This window comes from Thiofilum flexile DSM 14609 (genome assembly GCF_000380185.1).
Lineage (GTDB): Bacteria > Pseudomonadota > Gammaproteobacteria > Thiotrichales > Thiotrichaceae > Thiofilum > Thiofilum flexile.
This window is the reverse complement of sequence record NZ_KB904762.1, coordinates 1-21554: the sequence shown is the minus strand read 5'-3', so window position 1 is coordinate 21554 and position 21554 is coordinate 1. Positions and strand designations below refer to the sequence as shown.

The 21554-nt window shown below is 43.1% G+C and carries 15 protein-coding genes and 1 rRNA gene; 8 read left to right on the top strand and 8 right to left on the bottom strand.

Features of this window, described 5'->3' with window-relative positions:
- Nucleotides 1-17: 17 nt before the first annotated feature.
- Nucleotides 18-5261: a CHAT domain-containing protein gene (locus A3IK_RS0108475; RefSeq protein WP_020559553.1), complete on the bottom strand. Its 5244-nt coding sequence runs from the start codon at nucleotides 5259-5261 to the stop codon at nucleotides 18-20.
- A gap of 178 nt (nucleotides 5262-5439) precedes the next feature.
- Between A3IK_RS0108475 and A3IK_RS0108470 the strand changes: the two genes are divergently transcribed.
- The 4 genes from A3IK_RS0108470 (at nucleotide 5440) to A3IK_RS0108455 (ending at nucleotide 10482) form a co-directional block, all read left to right on the top strand.
- The gene (locus A3IK_RS0108470) at nucleotides 5440-6987 is read left to right on the top strand and encodes a hypothetical protein (protein ID WP_020559552.1); all 1548 of its coding nucleotides are present in this window, start codon (nucleotides 5440-5442) and stop codon (nucleotides 6985-6987) included.
- Nucleotides 6988-7063: 76 nt separating this feature from the next.
- Entirely contained in the window at nucleotides 7064-9652 is a 2589-nt protein-coding gene (locus A3IK_RS0108465; RefSeq protein ID WP_020559551.1) for a hypothetical protein, read from the top strand.
- 123 nt (nucleotides 9653-9775) lie between these two features.
- Nucleotides 9776-10273: a hypothetical protein gene (locus tag A3IK_RS0108460; protein WP_020559550.1), complete on the top strand. Its 498-nt coding sequence runs from the start codon at nucleotides 9776-9778 to the stop codon at nucleotides 10271-10273.
- Between the two features lie 11 nt (nucleotides 10274-10284).
- Entirely contained in the window at nucleotides 10285-10482 is a 198-nt protein-coding gene (locus tag A3IK_RS0108455) for a hypothetical protein (protein WP_020559549.1), read from the top strand.
- 69 nt (nucleotides 10483-10551) lie between these two features.
- Here A3IK_RS0108455 and groL read toward each other — a convergent pair whose 3' ends face one another.
- From groL to A3IK_RS0108435, 4 genes are all read right to left on the bottom strand, one after another.
- Entirely contained in the window at nucleotides 10552-12189 is a 1638-nt protein-coding gene (gene groL / locus A3IK_RS0108450; protein WP_020559548.1) for a chaperonin GroEL, read from the bottom strand.
- A 57-nt stretch (nucleotides 12190-12246) separates the two neighbouring features.
- Nucleotides 12247-12537, bottom strand: a complete 291-nt coding sequence (groES, locus tag A3IK_RS0108445) for a co-chaperone GroES (RefSeq protein ID WP_020559547.1) — start codon at nucleotides 12535-12537, stop codon at nucleotides 12247-12249.
- A 145-nt stretch (nucleotides 12538-12682) separates the two neighbouring features.
- Complete coding sequence (locus tag A3IK_RS18915; RefSeq protein WP_020559546.1) at nucleotides 12683-13168, bottom strand: FxsA family protein; 486 nt, start codon at nucleotides 13166-13168, stop codon at nucleotides 12683-12685.
- Between the two features lie 96 nt (nucleotides 13169-13264).
- Nucleotides 13265-15232, bottom strand: a complete 1968-nt coding sequence (locus tag A3IK_RS0108435) for a putative bifunctional diguanylate cyclase/phosphodiesterase (protein WP_020559545.1) — start codon at nucleotides 15230-15232, stop codon at nucleotides 13265-13267.
- A 474-nt stretch (nucleotides 15233-15706) separates the two neighbouring features.
- Here A3IK_RS0108435 and A3IK_RS0108430 point away from each other — a divergent pair, with 474 nt between their 5' ends.
- From A3IK_RS0108430 to A3IK_RS0108415, 4 genes are all read left to right on the top strand, one after another.
- Nucleotides 15707-16039, top strand: coding sequence for an H-NS histone family protein (locus tag A3IK_RS0108430; protein WP_020559544.1), 333 nt, complete (start codon nucleotides 15707-15709; stop codon nucleotides 16037-16039).
- A gap of 246 nt (nucleotides 16040-16285) precedes the next feature.
- Nucleotides 16286-16606: a divalent-cation tolerance protein CutA gene (gene cutA / locus A3IK_RS0108425; RefSeq protein ID WP_020559543.1), complete on the top strand. Its 321-nt coding sequence runs from the start codon at nucleotides 16286-16288 to the stop codon at nucleotides 16604-16606.
- Entirely contained in the window at nucleotides 16606-18963 is a 2358-nt protein-coding gene (locus A3IK_RS0108420; RefSeq protein ID WP_020559542.1) for a protein-disulfide reductase DsbD, read from the top strand. The genes cutA and A3IK_RS0108420 overlap by 1 nt, the downstream gene beginning before the upstream one ends.
- A 191-nt stretch (nucleotides 18964-19154) precedes the next feature.
- A complete protein-coding gene (locus tag A3IK_RS0108415; protein WP_020559541.1) occupies nucleotides 19155-19340 on the top strand; it encodes a PA3496 family putative envelope integrity protein in 186 nt (61 codons plus the stop codon).
- Here the strand turns inward: A3IK_RS0108415 and A3IK_RS0108410 are convergent.
- The 3 genes from A3IK_RS0108410 to rrf all read right to left on the bottom strand — a co-directional run bounded on the left by A3IK_RS0108410 (nucleotide 19337) and on the right by rrf (nucleotide 21370).
- On the bottom strand, nucleotides 19337-20035 hold the full coding sequence (locus tag A3IK_RS0108410; protein WP_020559540.1) for a DnaA ATPase domain-containing protein: 699 nt from the start codon (nucleotides 20033-20035) through the stop codon (nucleotides 19337-19339). The two genes, A3IK_RS0108415 and A3IK_RS0108410, sit on opposite strands and share 4 nt — an antisense overlap.
- The gene (locus tag A3IK_RS0108405) at nucleotides 20032-21108 is read right to left on the bottom strand and encodes an AI-2E family transporter (RefSeq protein ID WP_020559539.1); all 1077 of its coding nucleotides are present in this window, start codon (nucleotides 21106-21108) and stop codon (nucleotides 20032-20034) included. The genes A3IK_RS0108410 and A3IK_RS0108405 overlap by 4 nt, the downstream gene beginning before the upstream one ends.
- 146 nt (nucleotides 21109-21254) lie before the next feature.
- A 5S ribosomal RNA gene (gene rrf, locus A3IK_RS0108400) occupies nucleotides 21255-21370 on the bottom strand.
- Nucleotides 21371-21554 lie beyond the last annotated feature (184 nt).

The window sequence follows — 21554 nt, the reverse complement described above, 5'->3', positions numbered from 1 at the left end:
CTAACTCTCACTACCTGTTAAGTATTAACAGGTAGTAGTTGCCAGCGTTGTTTTAATTGCCCTTTTAAATCCTGCAAGGCTTGGCGTTCTGCCTCGACAAAAACTGTCTGTTTTAACATAACCGTTAAAAACTCCAGATGCTCGCTTACAAAGCGAATTCTACGCGGGGGTGCTCCGCGTTCTAGTGCCTTTTCATAATATTGAATAATAGTCGCTAAATTAGGCTGACTATCAGGCATTAAATAATGCACTAGCAATACCTCGGCTTGATTCACCGCCGTTAAAAACGTAGGGGCATGCTGTTCCTCACTATTAGCCTCCGCCTCGGCGCGCGCTAGCCATTCTGTTAAAATACCCCAATCGCCCTCGGTCAGTAATTGCTCTTGACGATGATAACGCACTAAACGGCAGGTCAACCAATTGACCAAGGGATAAGGGGCAACTTGCCGCTTGCTATTCCAAAACTCACTATGCGCCCGCCAATAAGCGGCCTCCATCAGTTTTAGCGTATGGGTTTGGGCTTCATTTTGCTCCATCATACTAAGGCGTTTGAAATACTTAGCACGCTCTTCTAAACGGTTTTGGGGCTGCCCTAATGTTGAGCCATTAATAAATCCGGGGGGTGGCGTTACCACTTGCCCTAATTGATCTAGCCAATCGAGTATTTTTAGCGCTTCTGCCATTAGCTCCTGAGCCGTAGTGGCAATAGGATTATGCTCTAATAAGGCTGGAGATTGATGGAGTTGCAACCCATACGCCGTTAAGACACTGACTAAATCATCCCAAGTACTCATGAGATACTCGGCTTTTTCGGCATAGAGGGCTTGTTTATAGGCTTGCAATGCTTGGGGAAACTGATCTAGCTTGCTATACACCCGCCCTAATCGACTTAATAAACCAGCCTCTTTTAGCCAATCGGTGGGTGTTACTTGGGCAATTAAATTAACCTTATTGAGTAACCATTGATACTCACCTAGGCGCAAACTATCGGTAGCATTGATTAAATTATCCAGCTCAGTACTGACCTCAATGGGCGCTATATACTGCGGAACATCGCTATACTCACTGCTATCCTCACCCAAGGCATTGCTTTGTACTAAGCGATAGTCTGGATCACCATAACATTGATAGGCTCCCCAAGTATTAGAATTGGGGTAAACTCGCCACGTATCACGCCGTGCTTGTAATACCGCATCACCAAAACGGCACCCTGTTAATAATGCTCGATAACAAGTTTCTGCAAATAAACGTGCGGCTAAGTCACTAATTGCCCAACCGGCTACAATGACAACTCTCACCCCCATAGCAATCAGGCTTTCTGCAAAGCTGGCGGCAAATTGATGGCGCTCTTCTGTGCTTGCTTGGCTTAAGCTACTAACCTCTTGATCGACTTTGCCCAAATGGCAGCAGTTGACAAATACCAATTCGGGGACTTGGCGCATTTGCTCAATTTCAACGGCGGTTAGAAACTCATTATCACCAATCACCATCCCCGTCACTAACTCACCATCACCACGGTTATAGTGATAGACGCCATGTCCTGCTAAATGCAGAACCCGTACTTCACGATTATGCAGAGCACAAATAATCGATTCAGCCGTGCTCTCAACTTCCCGCACCACTTCATTAAAGCCATATTGCTCTAATAAATTAGCCACACTGTGAGCCTCTTGCCGTGCTGCCGATAGACGTGGCAATAGAGTAAGGACAGGATCTCCCACCACCAAAGCTGAGCGCCCACTGGGATTTAATACCACTTGCCTAAATTGTGTGGTTTGTAATTGGCGTACTAATCCGGTGCGTACCGCTAGCGGAATCTGGTCTGGATCTTGGCGATCTTGTAATAACTCCCAAGGATAAGCAGCGGCCTCACTATTGAGGACTAATACCCAATGCTCAGAGTGTAATGTTTGCTCTTTTAAAGCATTAGGTAATAGCATTTCAAACAATACTTTACCCACCTCGCAACTCTCCGCCGTTGTTGCTTGGTTAATCGCTTTGGAGACAAATTGATCGACTAATTGACGTTGTGTGGGCTGTAAAATCGCTTCAGCCCGCGCCCGCTCGGTCAACACTAAAAAGCTTAAACCCTGCATGCCCCCTATAATTTGCAAACGCTGCCACCAGCCACTAGCCTCACTATACACCACCCGACTATAGCCGCCGGGTAGATTACGTACCCAACTACTGAGACTAAAATCATTCTGAAACTCGCCTTGCTGCACTAATTCTTGTAAGTGCTTAGCAGCCTCAATAGCTTTGTCGGCATATAGCTCGACTAGTTCTAATGATTGAAAACGTAGCGCAGTTTGACTGCCTGCGAGTTTAAGTAAAGCCGTATTGGCTGCTTGCACCGCCCGCAAAATCGCAAGCAAACCCTCGCGCAGGCTTAAACCACTAGCCTGAGTACCGATTAATAAGCTACTGATATTCAATGCCTTAGTAAAATGCCCGGCATCGCCTAAAGCGTGTATCATAGGCATTTGACTCATGGCATAACGTAATAAGCCCTGAGCAAACGTCTGGGTGAGTGCTTGAGTAGTGAGTTTACCCGCTTCACCTAAGCCAATAACCAAAGCACCTGCCGGTTGCTTGCCAGTATTTAAAATCAAATCGGCTGTATTCAAAGCCGCAGGATAGATACCTAAACGGTGTAATTCTCGTAAACGCCCATTTAAACGCTGATCCAAAGCACTTTCAGCACTGACAATCCCATTACCCTCATAATGCCCCACCACTAATATGCGGCTCACATGCTCCAGATTTCCCTGAGTAACCCATAAATCGACGGGGGGCAAAGTAGTTGTTCTGGTTTCAAGGGTGTGATAGCCAAAAGCTGCCGCCCGAATCAGTTCAATAGTGGGGTAAAGACTGAGCGTATAAGGGGGTAAACGCACTAAGCTTTCACTAGCTGTTGTAGGTAATACCCGCTCTAAAGCCGTAGTATGCCCCTGCTCCAATAGTTCGGTGAAGGCGGAAAAATAACGGGCATTATTCAGCATCAACCCATGCTCTAAGGGAACCCGCCATTGTGCCAACACGCTAGGTACACTGCGCCAAGTCACCACACCATCACCAGAGCGGGTCGCTAACCAATTGGCCTCTTGGCTGCGCTGTGCAGGCGTTAAACCACTCTCCCCTTGTACATAGGCGATACGATCTAAACTCAGACTTTGCCCGCTATTGATAGTATTCTGCAAGGTTTGCGCGGATTGTAGGCGCTCTTGCAAAGTTGCATCCTTGTTAAGCTGATCTGTCCAGTTCTCTGGGGTTAAAAACTCTGCGGGGAGTAAATCGACTAGTCCTTGATAGCTAGCTAATTGGGTGGCAATAGTCTCGCGCTGGTTATTTCTCCCTGCCACACTACTCAGATATTCAATGAAACGCTCTTCACTATATAGCCATTGAGCTATATGTGCTGTCCCCTGCAAAGGCGCACCTAATAATAAAATCCGCGTATCCGCCTCTACGGTTAAACGCTGCCATAACAGCGGCTCCGTTTGTACTAAGCTCCACGCAATAAAACCACCGGCTGAATGGGCAACAATCCGAATCGGATAGCTCAACCCTTGCTGTTTACGTTCTTGTAATAATGACTTTAATAAGGTCGCTAATTGATTGACCACCACCGAGGTGGCTTGCCGCCAGTCATAAGCAAAGGGAATAACTTGATAATGGGTACTGAGATACTCTAACCATGGGGTATAGTGCTCACTGATGACAGCACCCACCTGTACCTTAGCATTGCTCATAGTAAGCTTGGCAAAATCACCCCAATGTAAGGCGGACTCATCCAACCATACCGGATTTTCACCAACTAATAGCTCAGAGCCTAATAGCCCCGGAATAAAGATCGCTATGCCTTGGGTAGCGGGCATTGTGGCTATAGGAGCGGAACGATAAGCAGCCTTAGGCGGCTCTGGTAATTGCCAATAGGTATCCAATATAGGCGTTTGTAAGGCTGACACTATCCGCTCTAATACACTATTATCCCAGCCATAATTAAAATGCTGAGTTTTACCCTGTGCTATATAAGCATAATGCCCTTCACTACGTTGCGCACCGCCATAAGCTGCTTGTAGGCTAACCACACCATCATAAGCCTCTGAGCTAACCAGTGTACTGATATTATCCGCTAACCACTGATCTAAAGTATCAGCTTGTTTATGACTAACTAATTGCGCAGCCTGCCCTATGAGTTGAGTTTGTGGATTATTCAGAAGACGAATCAAATCACTATGGGGCTGCAGCGCCAGTAAACCTTCAAGATCACTAGGGATGAGTTTTAAGGCTACAGCTAGCCCTAGCCATGTGACTCGATAATCAAGATTAGGTGTCGCGGAGGGATCTGCCTGTTGCTGTACAGCATTCAACCAGCTCACTAATTCACTGAATTCTAAATTCACCAAGCCCCAGCCCCGCAAAGGCGCACCTAAAGTGACCACTTTGCTAACGGTAATCTGCTTACTTTGCAGGTGTTGGGTTAAGGTTTTTAGTGCTTTAGCTAACTCGGCTGCCCCAGCGCTTTCAAGCTCAGTCAAGCTATTATCCCAGCTTGCTTGACTGCCTTGCGCGAGTAATTCAGCCAGTACGCCCCCCACCCCATAGCCAATACAATGCAGCTCCACCTCTTGTGGTAACCATTGCACTAATTGCTGCAAGGTCTGTAGAGGGTGAGTAATAAAAGCAGAATATTGTAGGCCAAACACCTGCTGACCATAGGGACGCAGTAAACGCTCTAGATAACTATTAGGATTATAATTAGGGCGTGCCTCCCACCAAGTAGCAAAACTATCGGTGAGATTTTGCAATGCATCTGGAAACAACAATAAGACGGGCTGAGTACGCTTAATTAAGGGCGCTGAATTAATAGGCTTTAAGCTAAAGGGTAAATGAGGAGCAAATTGATATAGACCTAAACGTGCATATTGCTGTTCTAGATTAAGCAAAGTGGTCAGTGGCGCGGTTGTGTGAGTAATCTCAAGCTGAAACACCCGCAAAGTCACCAAAGCCGGGGGGGGATTGGTAAAATCTAATTGATAACGCCTTTCTGCCTCAGCAATACTTAAATACTGACTACGCCCCTCATTAAACTCTAATTGAATCAGGGCTGTTGTAGGTAAGGTAATGAGCTGACGCTCTTGCCCTTCACTAACCGACCATTGCCCTAGCAATGTCCAATCCATCAGGTCAGTCGTTGTCATAATCGGTAAGGTATATGCAGTAGTGATCACACTACCACTCAGTACTAACTGACTCATTAATCTTCCTTATTAATAGAAGCGACGAAACAATAGGCATAGCCCTATGAAATAGTCTTTAATTCTACCTTTCATCTGGAAAATTGCCCATTTTAGCTAATTACCCCAAGCTCTCAATGGTAAAAGGATACATCCGCAGCTATAGCAAGCCCTATACTGCTTTTATTAGGATCTCAGGATGTATCAGCCTCGTACTTATCACGAAGTGGCTCACTCTATGGCTTTACACTGCCCACAACCGCCCTCATTGGCTCAGCTCACGGAGGAGGAAGCTAATCAGTGGATGGCACAAAACCCTCATTTGCAATACGCACGCCCTTTACCTGCTTCTCACTATCAGCTCAATTTACCTGCGATTCATTCCCTATGGCATGATAACGGAATCAAAAGCTCATCTGAATTATTTAATAAGATCTTATTACTCGATAAGCAAACCCGTTTGATTACTACTTTGTTGCCAGCAGAGCAAGCACTACATCTCATTGCTTTTAAAAATAATTGGCGCTCTAAACAGCGTGATGTATTGCGTTATATTACCCCCGGAGAATGGTATTTAGGTACTTCACACCGTAATCCTATTGAGCGTTTTATCACCCGTCAAACCTTACAAGACCCCATTTTAAGCCGATCTTTACTAAATTTCAGTATCGATCATGTGCGTCATTATATCGGTGTCTGTGATACCTCCCAGCGCGCGGGTGTTGTTGCCGTGGATACCCCGCGCCACTATGCCTCAGAACAAGCTGCAGGACATATTAACCCTAAAGACCATCCCGCTCTACTGTGGCGTTTACGCTTTCCTAGCCCTATCTCCCCTGCTCAACAACGGGCTTACCTCAACAATATCCGCACCTGGACTATGCTATTGCATAAAGTGGTACGCTTTGCCGCCCAACCGAGTGGCTCTGATGTATTGCAATATGATACTTGGCCTAAGGTTCAAGCGTTAGGCCAGCAGGTTTTAGCCATTTTGCAACAACGCGGGCGCGACTCCATAGCACTCATTGAAGCCACTCAAGTGCAACTAATGGAGGCTAGTGTCTATTTACCCCTTAATTTAGGTTTGAATGTCCCCCTGAATAAAGCCACCATTACGCAGCTCTATGGTCAGGACGCGTGGTTTACAATACAGCGTTTGGTGCGTGAAGGCCGCCGTATTTGGCGGGCGGGACGGATTCCCGATATTTATGGACTAGGCTCTCATCAGTATGTGCAACACTCCGAACAACATCGGATGGTGCAATTAGAGTTAGCGCCGGATTGGCTAACCCCTTTTAAACAAGAATTGGTATTACAACCTTGGCGGGTGGGTGAGGTATTAATGCAGTTCTTACAATGCCTTGAGCCGCATTGGGATACCCAAGACTGGCATACAACTAATCAACAAGCGGATATCTTAAGCTACTTAAAGCCCACTTTATTCAAAGCGCTAGGTGTATCAGAGCCATCACTCGCTCCTCCTGAGTTAGTGTTAAACTTTGATGAACTGATTAGTACGCTGCGTACTCGTCAGCCGTCTTACCCTGCACTTTTAACCCAACTACAACCTATTTTTGCAAAAATAGAGCAGGTTCTTAAAGTAAATCAATTAAGTGGTGGTGCTTATTTACCTGTCGCTTACTTATTATCCTTAACGCAAAAAGCCAGCTCGGAACTAGCCTTAGAGGCCGTTGGGCAAATGCTGCATATTGATTTACTCCAATCTATTGACCATAGATCGTCCTAATTCATGCGGTAGTCTGTTAGATAATGGCAAGATTTATACAAAGTAATTCTTAGCTTGTTGTTGCGAGGCCACCTAAATGGTATCGGATTTGTCTACTACTACGCCACTGCATCCTATGATGGGTTGGCGTTATTCTTTAACACGTTGTTTAGGACGTACCGCCCTAGCGGATGTTTATTGGGCGCGTGATTTAGAAGTAAAGGACACTGCAACGCCCGATGCTCATGTCCTATTACTCAAAGTCAGTTCTGCACTGAGTCAATTGAATGGTTTTGAGGATGCACTTTATGAAGTGCTTATGCCCTTTACCGAGTCTAGTTCCTCTATTTTACCTATCGTAACCGATAGCGGTAATGATAATGGTAATTTATGGTTAGTGTTACCGCATACGGAAGGTAAACTCTTTAGCGAATATTTACATGGTGGTAAAGATACCCACCGACTTTTACAAGAGCTAAAAGTTTATCTCAGTGTTATATCCTCTAGCCTCAACCAGTTATTGCCACCGACTTATGGCTTTTTAGAACCTGCGGCATTGCAATTGCATAATGGTTCAGTACGGCTATTAAATGCACCTTTGGTTTATGCCCTTCGGCACTATATTGAAAAAACCGCTCATCATGTGGATTATCGTCTCACCTTAAATTCGAGTTATATCAGCCCGGCTGTAGCCGTAGGTGATGTGCCTAAAGCAGAGGATGATGTTTTTTCCTTGGCAGCGATGGCTTATCACTTTTTAACAGGCGAAGCGCCTTTTAAAAAGCAACATACCCTAGAAGCGGTGGTGCGTCATACTCAAGTAAGCCCTATTAAAGGCTTATCTACACACGCCCAAGAAACTTTACAACAAGGGTTAACGCTCCAACCAGGGCAGCGCCAAGCATCACCTGCACTGTTTATTAAGCAACTCACTAAACGTTCAACCACTAATATACTACTATCCACAGCAGTTGCCGCAGCAGTGACTATTACTGGTTTAGCCGTTCACCATTTAGCCCAACGGGCTGAGACCTATTTAGATCCACACACAACCGTGATGGCTAGTGTTAAACCGGGTACTAATAATGAGTCAGCCGCCAATACTAAAGCTGAGCCAGCGACTCATACGCCCCCTCAAAGTGCTGAAGCACAACCACCCATTGCTCCAGCACCTGTAGAGATAGATCCGACTACAGCTACTTTTAACGCCCTGAGCAACGAATTAAAACAACAATTTGTTTTCGGTAGCTCGGCTAATCTCACGCCTATTGTTGACAAGATCCGCAGCCAACTCAGTAGCTCCACCCAACGCGAAACTTGGTTGCCACTACTAGACCAAGCCATACAACATGAGCATACTCAAGCACAGAGCTTGCTGGACGCTAAAGACCTCGTTCATGCCAATACTTTGCTCAATCAAACAAACCAATGGATTAAAGAATTCAGTTTAACCCAGTACGATATGAAACAAGCCTCTTTAGAGCAGCTATTGAAATCTACTCAAGCAGAACAATTAGCAGTAGAACGCTTATTAGCTCAAGCTCAAGATGCCCTCTCTGAACAGCGTTGGACTGCCGCCAATGGTGAGCAAAATGCAGCCTTGTTTTTAACGCAAGTCTTAACCCGTCAACCTGAGCATCCTGAGGCGAACTATTTACTCTTAGAAACAGTAAAAAAACAACAGGCCGCGATTCAACAACAAATCAGTGCTAAAACGATTCAAGATACACAAAGCTTATTGACTGATACGTCTGAGCTGATCAATCAGTATAAGTTAGAATTAGTCGCGAGCAATCAAGCGCAGTTAGAAGCCTCCTATCAAACTTTAAAAACGGCACAACCGGAATTAGTAGTCGTACCTAATACCGAAGTTGCTGAGACGACCGAGGTGGTGTCAGAGCAAGCCGCAACAGATAACACTTCAACGGAAACGGATATCTCTTCAAAAGCGCTTTCCGCACAGGATATTACCCAAGCGCTTGCACAAGCGGCTAGTTTGCCAACTACAGCTACAGCCGTAGTCGCCACACCAACACCGGCTACTATCAACACCATAAAAACTACTGCTAAGGCTGAAACACCGACTACCGTTTATAAAGCTAAAACGGAGGCAGCAGCGCCAACTAGAGACCGAACTGATCGCAATAAACCCGAAGTAGTCGCAAGCACGAATAGAGCCGCAACAGCGTCTAGAGATAGAGTGGGTAGAGATAAAACAGAGACACCTAGAGTTCAGAAAACTGTTATTTCTGAGGCTACTACAGCCAAAAGAATACCCGTAGCCCGTCCCAAACCGGATATACAACCCACGGCGGTAACGCGGCGTCCTGTTGTCTCACGTCAACCAGAACCTGTACCTAAAGCCGAACCGGCTAGACCACCACGTACCACCGTAGCGCGTCCTGCCACTCGTCGCGCTGCTCCCAGCCGACCAGCACAACAGCCTAGCTATGCGGCAACACCGATAAGACCTCGTTATAATAGGGCTGAACCGGCGGTAGAAGAAGACTATATGGACACCATGCGGCGGGCAGATAGGGCGCGAATCATACCTGTACAAACAACAAGAAGACCCATCATTCCGCCCCAGTATCGCAGAGCTGAAGCACCTAGGCGTCCCATTTATTCGGCTCCTGATCCGGCGGATGAGCTCATAGAAGTACCTTTATCGACGCTTTTAGATTAGTTTTTAACTAATTGTCGATAAGCTTCGGGTTATTTGACACTTTTGCGTCATCTCTTGGTCTATTATTGCGTTACATATATAGATCTAGCCAACTGATTACGAGGCTTTGACCAAGGGATGAACATGCACACAAGCACTTCTGGTGACGAAATCTTAAGAGGGATTATTACTGATTTACAGCGTCAAGCACATTGGGCGGAGATTATTCCATTTTTAGAGCAATATTCGCCCGATATTTTGCTTAAAAAACGGCAATCTCCGGCATTATATGCTAAACATAAGCGTTGGTTACTCAATACGGAACGCTTAACAATTGCTCAAGTATTGGTATTCAGACGCTTGACTGGGCAACTCCCTCTATCACAAGGTGAATTTGTCCGCCTGCTGGGTGGAAACCCGTACTGTGAGGGAATCACAGCACAAGAAAAACGCGAGATACAATCCCACATACAATACTGGACTAACCAGATTCGCAATAATATCCGCCCGATCATGGCAGACTATTTTGGGCTGATGAATATCTACTGGCAAGAAGGTGAGAAACCAGGTGGAGGTGAATATTCCATTCAAGCCTCTGATTTGTTACTCGAGTTTTTTCAGACCCGACTCTATGCTATTTAAGAGATATGCCCATGACTCAGAAATGTTATGCTCTAATGATGTCAATTAGTATGCTAATGACTAGTTACCCACTATTTGCCGTAGACTCCGAAGCCTTAGGCGAGGAGCTTAAAAAAGGGCAAAGCCATGCTGAGACTCAAAAACCTAGCCCCAAAAAGTCCACACAAGACGAATGGGCTTGTATTCCAAAGGTACAAAAGCACAATTAGCGCTTTTCTTTACAACAAAAAGCCCGCAATGCGGGCTTTTTGTTAGGGAATCATTGAGTAATCAGGCGATTACATCATGCCGCCCATACCACCCATGCCGCCCATATCAGGCATTGCAGGAGCATCTTTCTTCGGTAATTCAGCAACCATTGCTTCTGTTGTAATAATTAAACCAGCAACAGAGGCTGCATTTTGTAATGCAGTACGGGTAACTTTAGTCGGATCTAAGATACCCATAGTGATCATATCACCGTACTCAGAGGTACGAGCATTATAACCATAGTTACCTTGACCCGCTTTAACTGCATTTAATACTACAGATGGCTCATCACCTGCGTTGTCGCAGATTTGACGTAAAGGCTCTTCCATTGCACGTAGAGCAATTTGAATACCTGCATCTTGATCGTGGTTTTCGCCTTTTAAGCTACCGATAGCTTGTAAAGCACGTACTAAGGCAACACCGCCGCCTGGTACGACACCTTCTTCAACTGCTGCACGAGTCGCATGTAACGCATCTTCTACACGAGCTTTCTTCTCTTTCATTTCAACTTCAGTAGCCGCACCGACTTTAATAACCGCGACACCGCCGGCTAATTTAGCCACACGTTCTTGTAATTTTTCACGGTCATAGTCAGAAGTAGTGACTTCAATTTGAGCACGGATTTGATCAACACGGGCTTTAATATCTTCCGCATTACCAGCACCATCGATAATGGTAGTATCTTCTTTCGTAATCACTACGCGTTTGGCTTGACCTAGATCATTTAAAGTCACTTGATCTAAGTTCATACCAACTTCGTCAGAGATCACGGTGCCACCGGTCAGAGTAGCAATATCTTGTAGCATCGCTTTACGACGATCACCAAAGCCTGGCGCTTTAACGGCTGCTACTTTCACAATACCGCGAATATTATTAACGACTAGCGTTGCTAATGCTTCACCTTCAATATCTTCAGCTACGATCACTAAAGGACGGCCTGCTTTAGCAGCACCTTCTAGCGCTGGCAGCATGTCACGGATATTAGAGATTTTTTTATCGTGTAATAGAATGAAAGGATTCTCTAATTCAGCACTCATACTTTGTTGATTATTTACAAAGTAAGGAGAGAGGTAACCACGGTCGAATTGCATACCTTCAACCACGGCTAATTCATTCTCTAAAGAGTTACCTTCTTCAACAGTAATAACCCCTTCTTTGCCTACTTTGTCCATGGCTTCAGCAATAATATTACCGATATTCTCATCCGAGTTGGCAGAAATAGTGCCCACTTGAGCAATGGCATTATTATCCGCACAAGGGATAGACAGACCGTGTAATTGTGCTACGGCTGCAATAACTGCTTTATCAATACCGCGTTTTAAATCCATAGGATTCATACCGGCAGTCACTGATTTCATACCTTCACGCACGATAGCTTGTGCTAATACGGTCGCAGTTGTTGTACCATCACCGGCAGCATCAGAAGTTTTAGAGGATACTTCTTTTACTAATTGAGCGCCCATGTTCTCGAATTTATCTTCTAATTCGATTTCTTTGGCAACAGACACACCGTCTTTAGTAACAGTAGGCGCACCGAATGATTTTTCTAGCACCACATTACGGCCTTTAGGGCCTAGGGTTACTTTTACTGCATTCGCTAAAACATTAATACCACGCACCATACGGGCACGCGCATCATCACCAAAACGTACTTCTTTAGCACTCATCTTTTATTCCTTTCTAAGCCTGATTTTTAAACGTATTAAATAAAATAGCAGTCACTATTACGCTTCAATCACAGCTAAAATATCTTCTTCACGCATGATTAATAACTCTTCGCCATCCACGCGAACAGTAGTACCTGCGTATTTACCGAATAATACCGTGTCGCCTTCTCTGACTTGTAAAGCAGCACGTTGATTGTCATTACCTAATTTGCCAGGGCCTGTAGCTAATACTTGACCACGATCAGGTTTTTCAGTCGCATTGTCGGGGATAATAATGCCGCCAGCGGTTTTGCGCTCTTCTTCTAAACGACGCACCACAACGCGATCATGTAGGGGACGAATGTTCATGGATGACTCCTCTAAACTTCAAAATAAAGTAGTTAAATACTAAAAACACTACGATGAAGCTTGTAATCATGGATTAGCACTCATCGGTAACGAGTGCTAATAATAAGGATCAACCATCCGATGTCAAGGGTAGGATTATAATTTTTTAGTCTTTACGCACATACTCACCCTCATAATCATAGTGAGTTTGCCCCTGTGGTTTCATCACAATTTGCTCAGGTGGAACGACCTTAGCACTAGTGCGTAGATTGGCTGCTATATCTTGTACATTCTTCAATTTACGCCCTAACCAGAACTTTAATAGGGCACGTCGGGTGAAAGGGATTAACAGTGTTAAGCCAATGATATCGCTCACAAATCCGGGGATAAGCAAAAACAAAGCAGCAACACCCACCATCAAGCCTTCTAATACTTCCATAGCAGGGGGCTGCCCAGCGGCAACACTGCTCACAACCCGGCTCACGGTGGCGAGTCCCTCCCTGCGCAATAAATAACTGCCCAGTAAGGTCATTAGAATCAGCACTAATAAAGCAGGTAAATACCCAATACTTTGCCCCACTTGTACAAAAGTAAAAATTTCAATGGTGGGAACAAGAATCAAAATCACCGCTAACAGGGAAAAACGGCTCACAACACTATCCTTAACTTAAGAGTTCGCTAATTAGTCAATAACCGCTACCTTAAGATTAAGCGGGTTTGTTAAGCAAGTTTACCTTACAAAACCTGTTTATTCACGTCGCGCGACGGTACTTGGGTGAATACCCTTGCTACATAGTTCTAAAAAGGGATAAGGCTTACCACAGTAATAACCTTGGGCAAAATTAATTCCTATGGCACGTAATTGATCTAAAGTTTCCCCATCCTCAACCAATTCGGCAACCGTGTACAGATTCATCACTTGCCCCACCTCATGCACAGCCTTAATCATCGCGGCATCAATGGGACTAGAGACTAAATTATGTACAAAATTACCATCGATTTTTAAGTAGCTTAAGGGTAGATCACGAATATAACTTAAGGATGAAAAACCACTGCCGAAATCATCTAATACTAAGCTGACCCCTAGTTGACTCAGGGATTTCATTAGTCGCTTAGTCTGTACAAAATTAGCGATAGCTACCGACTCAGAAATTTCAAAACACAGTAATTTAGGATTGGTCTGCCAGTGGTTAATTTGCCCTTTGATATAATCAAATAGGTCGATATCTTGTACCGCTTGAGAGGATAAATTAATCATAAAGCGTGGCTCTATGCCATTGGCTACCTTCAGATTATGTTGTGCCATGAGTTGGAAGACACGCCGAATAATCCAACGATCAATACGCGCCATCATATCGAGCCGATCCGCTGCAGGTAGGAAACTGCCGGGGCTGAGTAAAGTTTTGCGGTAGGGTAAACGTAATAATATTTCAAAATGTACGTAGGGGCTGGACACTTGTTCTTGTAAAGGAAATATGGGTTGTACAAACAATACAAAATGATCATGCTCCATGGCATCTTGCAGCAATTTAGCCCAATCCGTACCCATTGATTCTGACTCAATCACTTTTGCACTCATAGGCTCAGCCATATGAACCGAAATTTGATTGCGCCCTAATGCCTTAGCGGCATAGCAAGCTTTGTCCACCACGGCAAAGGTTTCACTAATATCGGCTTTATAATCGGGTTTAATCTCTAATACCCCAATACTCGCCGCGAGATTAAATACTTGCCCCTGCCAGCTAAAACGAAAACCACGTAGCTCTTGCTGAATAGACTCCATAATATGAATGCCTTTATCCAGCGCACATTTTTCCAACAAAATAGCAAACTCATCACCGCCCATACGAGCCACTTTATCACTACGGCGCACGGCACGTAGGAATATCTGTGCCACTTGTTTTAAGAGTTCATCTCCCGCTTGATGCCCACTGGTATCATTCACGACTTTAAAATTATCCAAATCAAGCGAGGCCAAGATATGAGTATTGGGACTGCCGTTACCATTTTGAATCAGTTGCCCCACATATTGCTCAAAGCTACGTCTATTCATCAAGCCTGTTAATGGATCATGTGCCGCTTGACGATATAGGCGGCTAATGACTTTACGCTCCGAACTAATATCCCTAAAAATAAAAATTATTAAATCTGTTTGTATCGATAAGCGGGTCGTATGCAGTTCTAAAAAACAAACCTGTCCCTTTTTAGTCGTTAGCCTAATGTGCTCAAACTGAAAATGTTGCTCTGGATCACCTTGGCGATTTAGCTCCAAAATTTGTTTAGTTGAGAGGTGATTCGCCTCTAATTTCATTATCAAATCAATAGGTTTGAGTTTAGCCTCATTATAGTTAAACTCAGTCAGTTGCTGGGCATGATTATTAATATATAAAATAGTGCCCTCTAGGGTAGTAGCGATGACCCCACCCGCTAAAGCATCCAATATCCATTCGGCTTGATGCGCGGAGTTAACATCTTTAAAAGCCAAAGGGATACCATTGAGTTTATCTAGCTCCAGCTCACTAGTGAAACTTTGTGAGGAAGTGCTATAAAAACGATTCAGCGTTAAAATGATATAAGTCGCTAGGCATAAAAGAGCGATGCCCTGTATCACCCATGCTACATCCGATAGACTTTGGAAGTTGAAAGCTAAACTAACTCCTCCAGCCACTAGACCTAACAGCCCGATAATAGCCAAAATAGCTTTAAACACCTGCATTATATCACCAGAATCGTTGTTATTGTTATCCACTAGAGCCAGTATAGCAGCTTAATCTACTAAGAGAGGGAGTAGCGGGGTAAACGGTCATAAAGGTAGTTTTGATAATAATTTAAACTTAATCAAGCACTCTCACAACAGCAAAGCATAGTGACTCCGTTTTAGTTAGCCCGACTAGCGCATTCTTCGTTAGCTACTAATAGCGAACAGCCAATTAATTAGAGATTGATTAACCGATCTCATACTATTTTTGTCTAGAAATCTGTCTTATCATCAATACACCAAATATTAAAAGTACTTTAAGCGCCCATGTATTTCGCAAAAGCTACCCACTTAAACTAATCCACTAGAGAATAATTGCACGAGTTTGCATTATTTCATAATTCGTTTGCTATTAAATCTTGACAATTTGAAAACGCCATGATGATATTAATAGGCCAATCTAAATATCTTTTTTAAATTAGGGTAGAAATTGTGAGTGAACTAGAGCAAAAAATTAAGGATTTAACTGTTGCTGAGTTAAATGAGTTAAAAGGTAGTATTGAAGTGGTAATTGAACGGCGTAAACGTGAGGAAATAGCCGAGTTACGTCGTCAAATCGATGGTTTACTAGGCAATAGTGGTATTACTTTGGAAGAGATTCAAAGTGCTAAAGCGCCTAGTAAAATTGTACGTCCTAAATACCGTAATCCTGAAGATCCTTCACAAACGTGGACAGGTCGTGGACGTCGTCCTACTTGGCTGGATCAAAAAATTTCCTCAGGTCGTGAACTCAATGAGTTCCTGATTCCTGAAGATCAGCAATAGCCAATTGATAGAAGCCTTTAATTTTTATTAAAAGGCTCCGTAAAGAGCCACACTACTAAATATTTAGTGTGGCTCTTTGTTTTCGATGCATTAATAACTCCTGTCGCATAACCACAACACTTATTTACCAAAGTGGTAAGAAAACCATATGGTTTTCCGGGGTCGATTCGATTAAGATTTTCCCCATCTAAGATTCATGGTCTCCACTATCTTGTCACCTCGCTCTATAGGGTTTGAACAAAGCTAATGACAGCAAATCACCTTATACTATTTTCTAGTTGGCCTGATTTAATTGCAGCACAACAAGCCGCTAAGCTCCTAGTAGAGCAACATTTAGCTGCTTGTGTTAAATTACTACCTCAAGCCCAATCATTTTATATTTGGGAAGAACAACTAGAAGAAAGCACTGAAGTTATTTTAATAATAAAAACAACACGGCAACAGTATACAGCTCTACAAGCGGCTCTTGTAAAAATACATCCTTATCAAGTACCTGAATTAATTGGATATTCTGCAAGCCATGGCCTACCTGCTTACTTAGCCTGGATCGAAAAGAGTACTCAATAATGCGAATAATAATAATACTCGCCTTATGGTTATGCAGCTACGGCATCCATAGTGCTCATGCTGAGAATAAATTAATTCCACCTGAACAAGCATTCAAATTAACGGTTGCTGAAACTTTTGGTGGGTTAGATGCGTACTGGGAAATAGCGCCGGGCTATTACCTTTATAAAGAGAAAATTGAATTTAGTGTTGAAACCCCCGGAATACAAGTAGCAGACATTGAGTTCCCAGAGCCTAAAGTTAAACAAGATCCAACTTTTGGCAATGTGCCCGTCTATCATGAGTCCTTTTCCCTCACAGTACCGCTAAAGCGCCAGAGGGAAGCTCGTAAGCCACTCGAACTTGCTTTAAAAATCAAATACCAAGGCTGTGCCGATATTGGTATATGTTACCCACCTATTAATAAGACGCTTAAAGTTAATCTTGGTGCGGATATTGGGGAGTCTGAAGGCACAACCTCCACGAGCAGTATTCCATCACAGCCTACTCCAGCAGACTCTGTTATTGCTGCACCAACGTCTTCCCCCACCACACAGGCCGAGACGGTAGCTAGTAGCACAGACCCCATTGCTAAAATTAAAAACGCTAAAAATGCCCTTGATGTAGAACGAGCGTTTCCCTTTGAACTTACCGCTATTGATAAACATACCCTACAAGCTAGCTGGAAAATCGGCAAAGGTTATCATCTTTATAAGAATAAAATTAAATTTGCCTTAGATGAAAACGCTACCCCAGTCACTTTAGGCGAAATTACTTATCCCAAAGGTGAGCTGGTAGATGATGAGTTTTTTGGTCAGATCGAAGTTTACCCCAGAGATGTTAGTATCATTATTCCTATCAATTATCAGGGGAATACGCCGGCTGTTAATCTAATTACCCACTATCAAGGCTGCTCGAATGATAATGGAGTCTGTTACCCCCCTCAAACGATACGCTCTACTATTGATCTTGCCGCACTTAATATCCCAGAAGCCAGCCCCGAAAAACCTGTCTCTAAATTAGCAGTACCTGTACCTAGCCCTACTGCTGCCGAAACCGAGGCAGAAGAAGTGTCGTCCTTATTAGAGACACGTAGCTTTTTAGGTGTATTGACAGGCTTTCTCTTAATGGGTTTAGCACTAGTCTTTACCCCCTGCATTTTCCCTATGATCCCGATTTTATCCGGTATTATTGCGGGTTCTGGCAATATCTCTTCACGTAAGGCGTTCTTATTATCGCTAGTTTATATTCTGGCTAGTGCGACAGCCTACGCATTTATAGGGGTCATGTTTGGCTTCTTTGGGCAAAATATCCAAGCCACCCTACAACATCCTGCCGTTATTTCAGCCTTTGCGGCTTTGTTTGTGCTGTTATCGCTCTCCATGTTCGGTTTTTATGAGCTACAGATGCCTACTAGCATTCAAAATCGGCTGAGTGAGGTCAGTAATAAACAACAAGGTGGCAGTTTTCTAGGTGCAGCCATGATGGGCTTTCTCTCCACCTTGATCGTAGGCCCTTGTACTGGCCCCGTACTCACGGGTGCCTTGACCTATATCGCCGATAGCCATGATGCGATTTTAGGTGGCACGGCTTTATTTACCATGGGCTTTGCCATGGGCTTACCGTTATTAATTGTGGGAACCTCTGCTGGACATTTATTGCCACGTGCAGGGGCTTGGATGGATACCACCAAAGCGATATTTGGCATTATGATGCTGGGTATGGCGATTTACATGTTAAAGCGTATTGTACCTTATGAAGTCACCATGGCTTTAACCAGCATCCTATTGATTACTTCCGGTATTTATATGGGGGCTTTGGATAAACTTCATGATGAGGTGAATGGCTGGAATCGTTTCTGGAAAAGTATCGGATTAATTATTTTCATCTACGGTTTATTGATTTTATTCGGTGTAGCGAGTGGTAGCCAATATTTACTACAACCCCTCAAAGGTGTTTTTAACTCCCCTGCTAATAATTTCTCTACCCTACCTAGTAGCTTAGAATTTAAGTCTGTGCGTAATTTAGATGAGCTAGAGGCTGCATTAAATAATGCAAGTTCGAATAAAAAAGTCATTATGCTAGACTTCACAGCAGAGTGGTGTATTGAATGCAAACGTCTGGAAGCTAACGTTTTTAGCTCTCCTGCTGTGATTGAAGCAACAACGAAGATGGGCATGGTATTGCTGAAGGCAGATGTAACAGCTAACACCGAAAGCGATATAGAGCTTCAAGCAGCCTTTAAAGTTATAGGCCCACCTACCATTTTGTTTTTTGGAATCGATGGATTAGAGTCATCCGAGCATCGGATTACCGGCTATATGCCACCTGAACGCTTTTTAGCTCATATCAATAGTCTGAAAAAAGCCATGCAATAATAATTTTTCTTGCTTCAGCGTTGAACATCACCTAAAAAGAGCACTCAAAAGTTATGATTAAATAGAGCTAATAGGTACTCAGTGCCTATTCAGCTTTGTTTTCTATACTGAGTAAAAGTCTACTTCTTGTGACTATCATAATGTGTGTGGTTAGCTTTGCCTAAGAGAAAAGCTTTATCGGAGAAGGTATCATGCGTGATAATAATAACGATGAGTACATCGAAGAAGCTGAAATTGATACTGAAAAATTAGTATCGAATGATGCGAGTAAAAGTAAACCGCATGTTGTTAGACGGAATATTGAAGATTTAATTGAACGTCAAGCACTGCGTAAACGGTTAAAAGACATCTATGATGATGATTTTTTAATGGATTAACATTTAAAATCTTGGAGTACTTGCTGAGCAAACGAACGGGTAATTTTCTTGCCTTCTTTTAAACTGCGTCGGTCTAAGTACTCCAATACTGCATTTAAGCAAGACATATTGTCAGCATAATGCTTAGTAATATAGTCCACTACACTATCTGCTAGTTCAAATCCTCGTTGTAAGCTGAGCCACTTTAATGCTAAAGGTAAATCCTGCGGGGTAAGATGTTCCACTTCATAGGTTACACCCCACTTTAAACGCTGTACTAAATCATCTAATTCACAGATTAAGGTATTAGGCGCTTGGGTAGTACATAGAATTAATTGCTGCTTGCGATAATAACGCTCATTAATAAGACCATATAAGGTTTCTTCCCAAGTGATATCTCCCAAAATACGCTCAAAATCATCAATCACTAAAGCATCAAAATGCTCCATTCCCACCAATACCTTAGATCCATAAGCGGCTAATGTCTTTAAAGGAACATAAAAAACCCGCTTTTGATGCACGTAAGAACGATTACAGAACGCTTGTAATAAGTGAGACTTTCCAGCCCCATGTGCCCCCCACACTAATAACTGATTAAAACGGGGAGCCTCCACTTGTTTAAGCAATTCAAATAATTCACGATTAGCATCGGTCAGATAGAAATTATCAAACGAGTAATGTGTCTGTAGATTCAGATTAAGAGGAATTTGATTCATGGCTGCGTATCATCATCTAACTCTTCATAGAAGGAGCTTTGTTTATAAATAGTTATAACATAGCGTAACACAACTGCAATAACAGCCGTCACTGGTAAAGCAAGTAGTACTCCCACAAAACCAAATAACGTCCCTCCTGCCATAATAGCAAAAATCACTACCACAGGATGTAAACCAATTTTATCTCCTACTAATATCGGCGTAAGGATAAAACTTTCAATGAGTTGACCAGCCCCAAAAACGGCAAAAACCCACATTAGGTCACCTAAGCTTTGGGTTTGAAAAATAACAGCTAAACAAGCGAGCAATAAGCCAATGATAACCCCTAAATAAGGTACAAAGCTGACTAGTCCTGCAATAACTCCTATTAAAACACCAAAATCTAAACCTACTAATGATAAACCTAAGGCATAGATAAAACTTAAAACTACCATAACAGAAAGCTGACCACGCAAAAAAGCGCCTAATACCTGATCAGACTCTAGTGTTAGTTTAGTAACAATAGGCTCAATTGTTCGGGGCAATAAATCATGTAAATAAGCAACTAACCTATCCCAATCTCGTAATAAATAAAAACTAATCAAGGGGATAAGTGCTAAGTTTGCAATCCATTCTAATACCACAAAACTCGACTTAGAGACTGTTTGTAAGGTATTTTTAATCAGACCACCTGTACTGCGCCAATTAGATGTAATAATTTCTTTTAAGCGATCAACTTCAAAAACACTTAGATTAATATTAAAATTTTTCTCTAAAAAAGGACCCAAGGTACTGATTCCCCAGCTAATATAGTTAGGAAGTACTTCCAATAGCTTTCTTAACTGTGTCTCAATAATAGGAATAATTAATAATAAAACAATCAAAACAGCTAAAAAACCTAAAAGAAAAACCACAACTACAGCAGAAATACGAGACAATCTTTTGGTCTCAAGGTAATCTGCGACAGGGTCTAATAAGTAGGCAATTAAAGCTCCCACAAGAAAGGGGGTTAGGACAGGGTTTAATAAATAAACTAGGCTCAAGAACATAACTAAGAGTATTAGCCATAAGCTAGTCTTATCATTTAGCAACATACAGTTGTTACTCTCAAGTCAAACCCTTTAATACTGATAATTTCTGAGAATATACCACAAACAAAGGAGCAATAATGATGTATTTAAATCACCCCAGAAACAAAAAAGCCTCGTTAGACGTTCATCCAACGAGGCTCAGAAATTAAGCTTGGCACTGACCTACTCTCACATGGGGAAACCCCACACTACCATCGGCGATACTGCGTTTCACTTCTGAGTTCGGGATGGGATCAGGTGGTTCCACAGCTCTATGGGTGCCAAGCAAACTACTAGGGTATACGATGCAGGTTCTTGGTCTTCTCGTAGTGGTTTTGAGTTATGCATGAATCATCTATCAATGATCCACCACTCTCGTCACTACAGGGCCTACATCACCCAATTCAGGAAAGTCATCAAACTCGTGTACTGTATACTGTATCAATCTCTTGCGTAAACCGCTACGGGTT

Excerpts from the sequence above, each read along its gene's own strand:
- A3IK_RS0108470 (WP_020559552.1), top strand. The coding sequence starts at position 5,440 with ATGTATCAGCCTCGTACTTATCACGAAGTGGCTCACTCTATGGCTTTA.
- A3IK_RS0108465 (WP_020559551.1), top strand. The coding sequence starts at position 7,064 with ATGGTATCGGATTTGTCTACTACTACGCCACTGCATCCTATGATGGGT.
- cutA (WP_020559543.1), top strand. The coding sequence starts at position 16,286 with ATGACAGCAAATCACCTTATACTATTTTCTAGTTGGCCTGATTTAATT.
- A3IK_RS0108460 (WP_020559550.1), top strand. The coding sequence starts at position 9,776 with ATGCACACAAGCACTTCTGGTGACGAAATCTTAAGAGGGATTATTACT.
- groES (WP_020559547.1), bottom strand. The coding sequence starts at position 12,537 with ATGAACATTCGTCCCCTACATGATCGCGTTGTGGTGCGTCGTTTAGAA.
- A3IK_RS0108475 (WP_020559553.1), bottom strand. The coding sequence starts at position 5,261 with ATGAGTCAGTTAGTACTGAGTGGTAGTGTGATCACTACTGCATATACC.
- A3IK_RS0108415 (WP_020559541.1), top strand. The coding sequence starts at position 19,155 with ATGCGTGATAATAATAACGATGAGTACATCGAAGAAGCTGAAATTGAT.
- groL (WP_020559548.1), bottom strand. The coding sequence starts at position 12,189 with ATGAGTGCTAAAGAAGTACGTTTTGGTGATGATGCGCGTGCCCGTATG.
- A3IK_RS0108455 (WP_020559549.1), top strand. The coding sequence starts at position 10,285 with ATGACTCAGAAATGTTATGCTCTAATGATGTCAATTAGTATGCTAATG.
- A3IK_RS0108410 (WP_020559540.1), bottom strand. The coding sequence starts at position 20,035 with ATGAATCAAATTCCTCTTAATCTGAATCTACAGACACATTACTCGTTT.
- A3IK_RS0108420 (WP_020559542.1), top strand. The coding sequence starts at position 16,606 with ATGCGAATAATAATAATACTCGCCTTATGGTTATGCAGCTACGGCATC.
- A3IK_RS0108435 (WP_020559545.1), bottom strand. The coding sequence starts at position 15,232 with ATGCAGGTGTTTAAAGCTATTTTGGCTATTATCGGGCTGTTAGGTCTA.
- A3IK_RS0108405 (WP_020559539.1), bottom strand. The coding sequence starts at position 21,108 with ATGTTGCTAAATGATAAGACTAGCTTATGGCTAATACTCTTAGTTATG.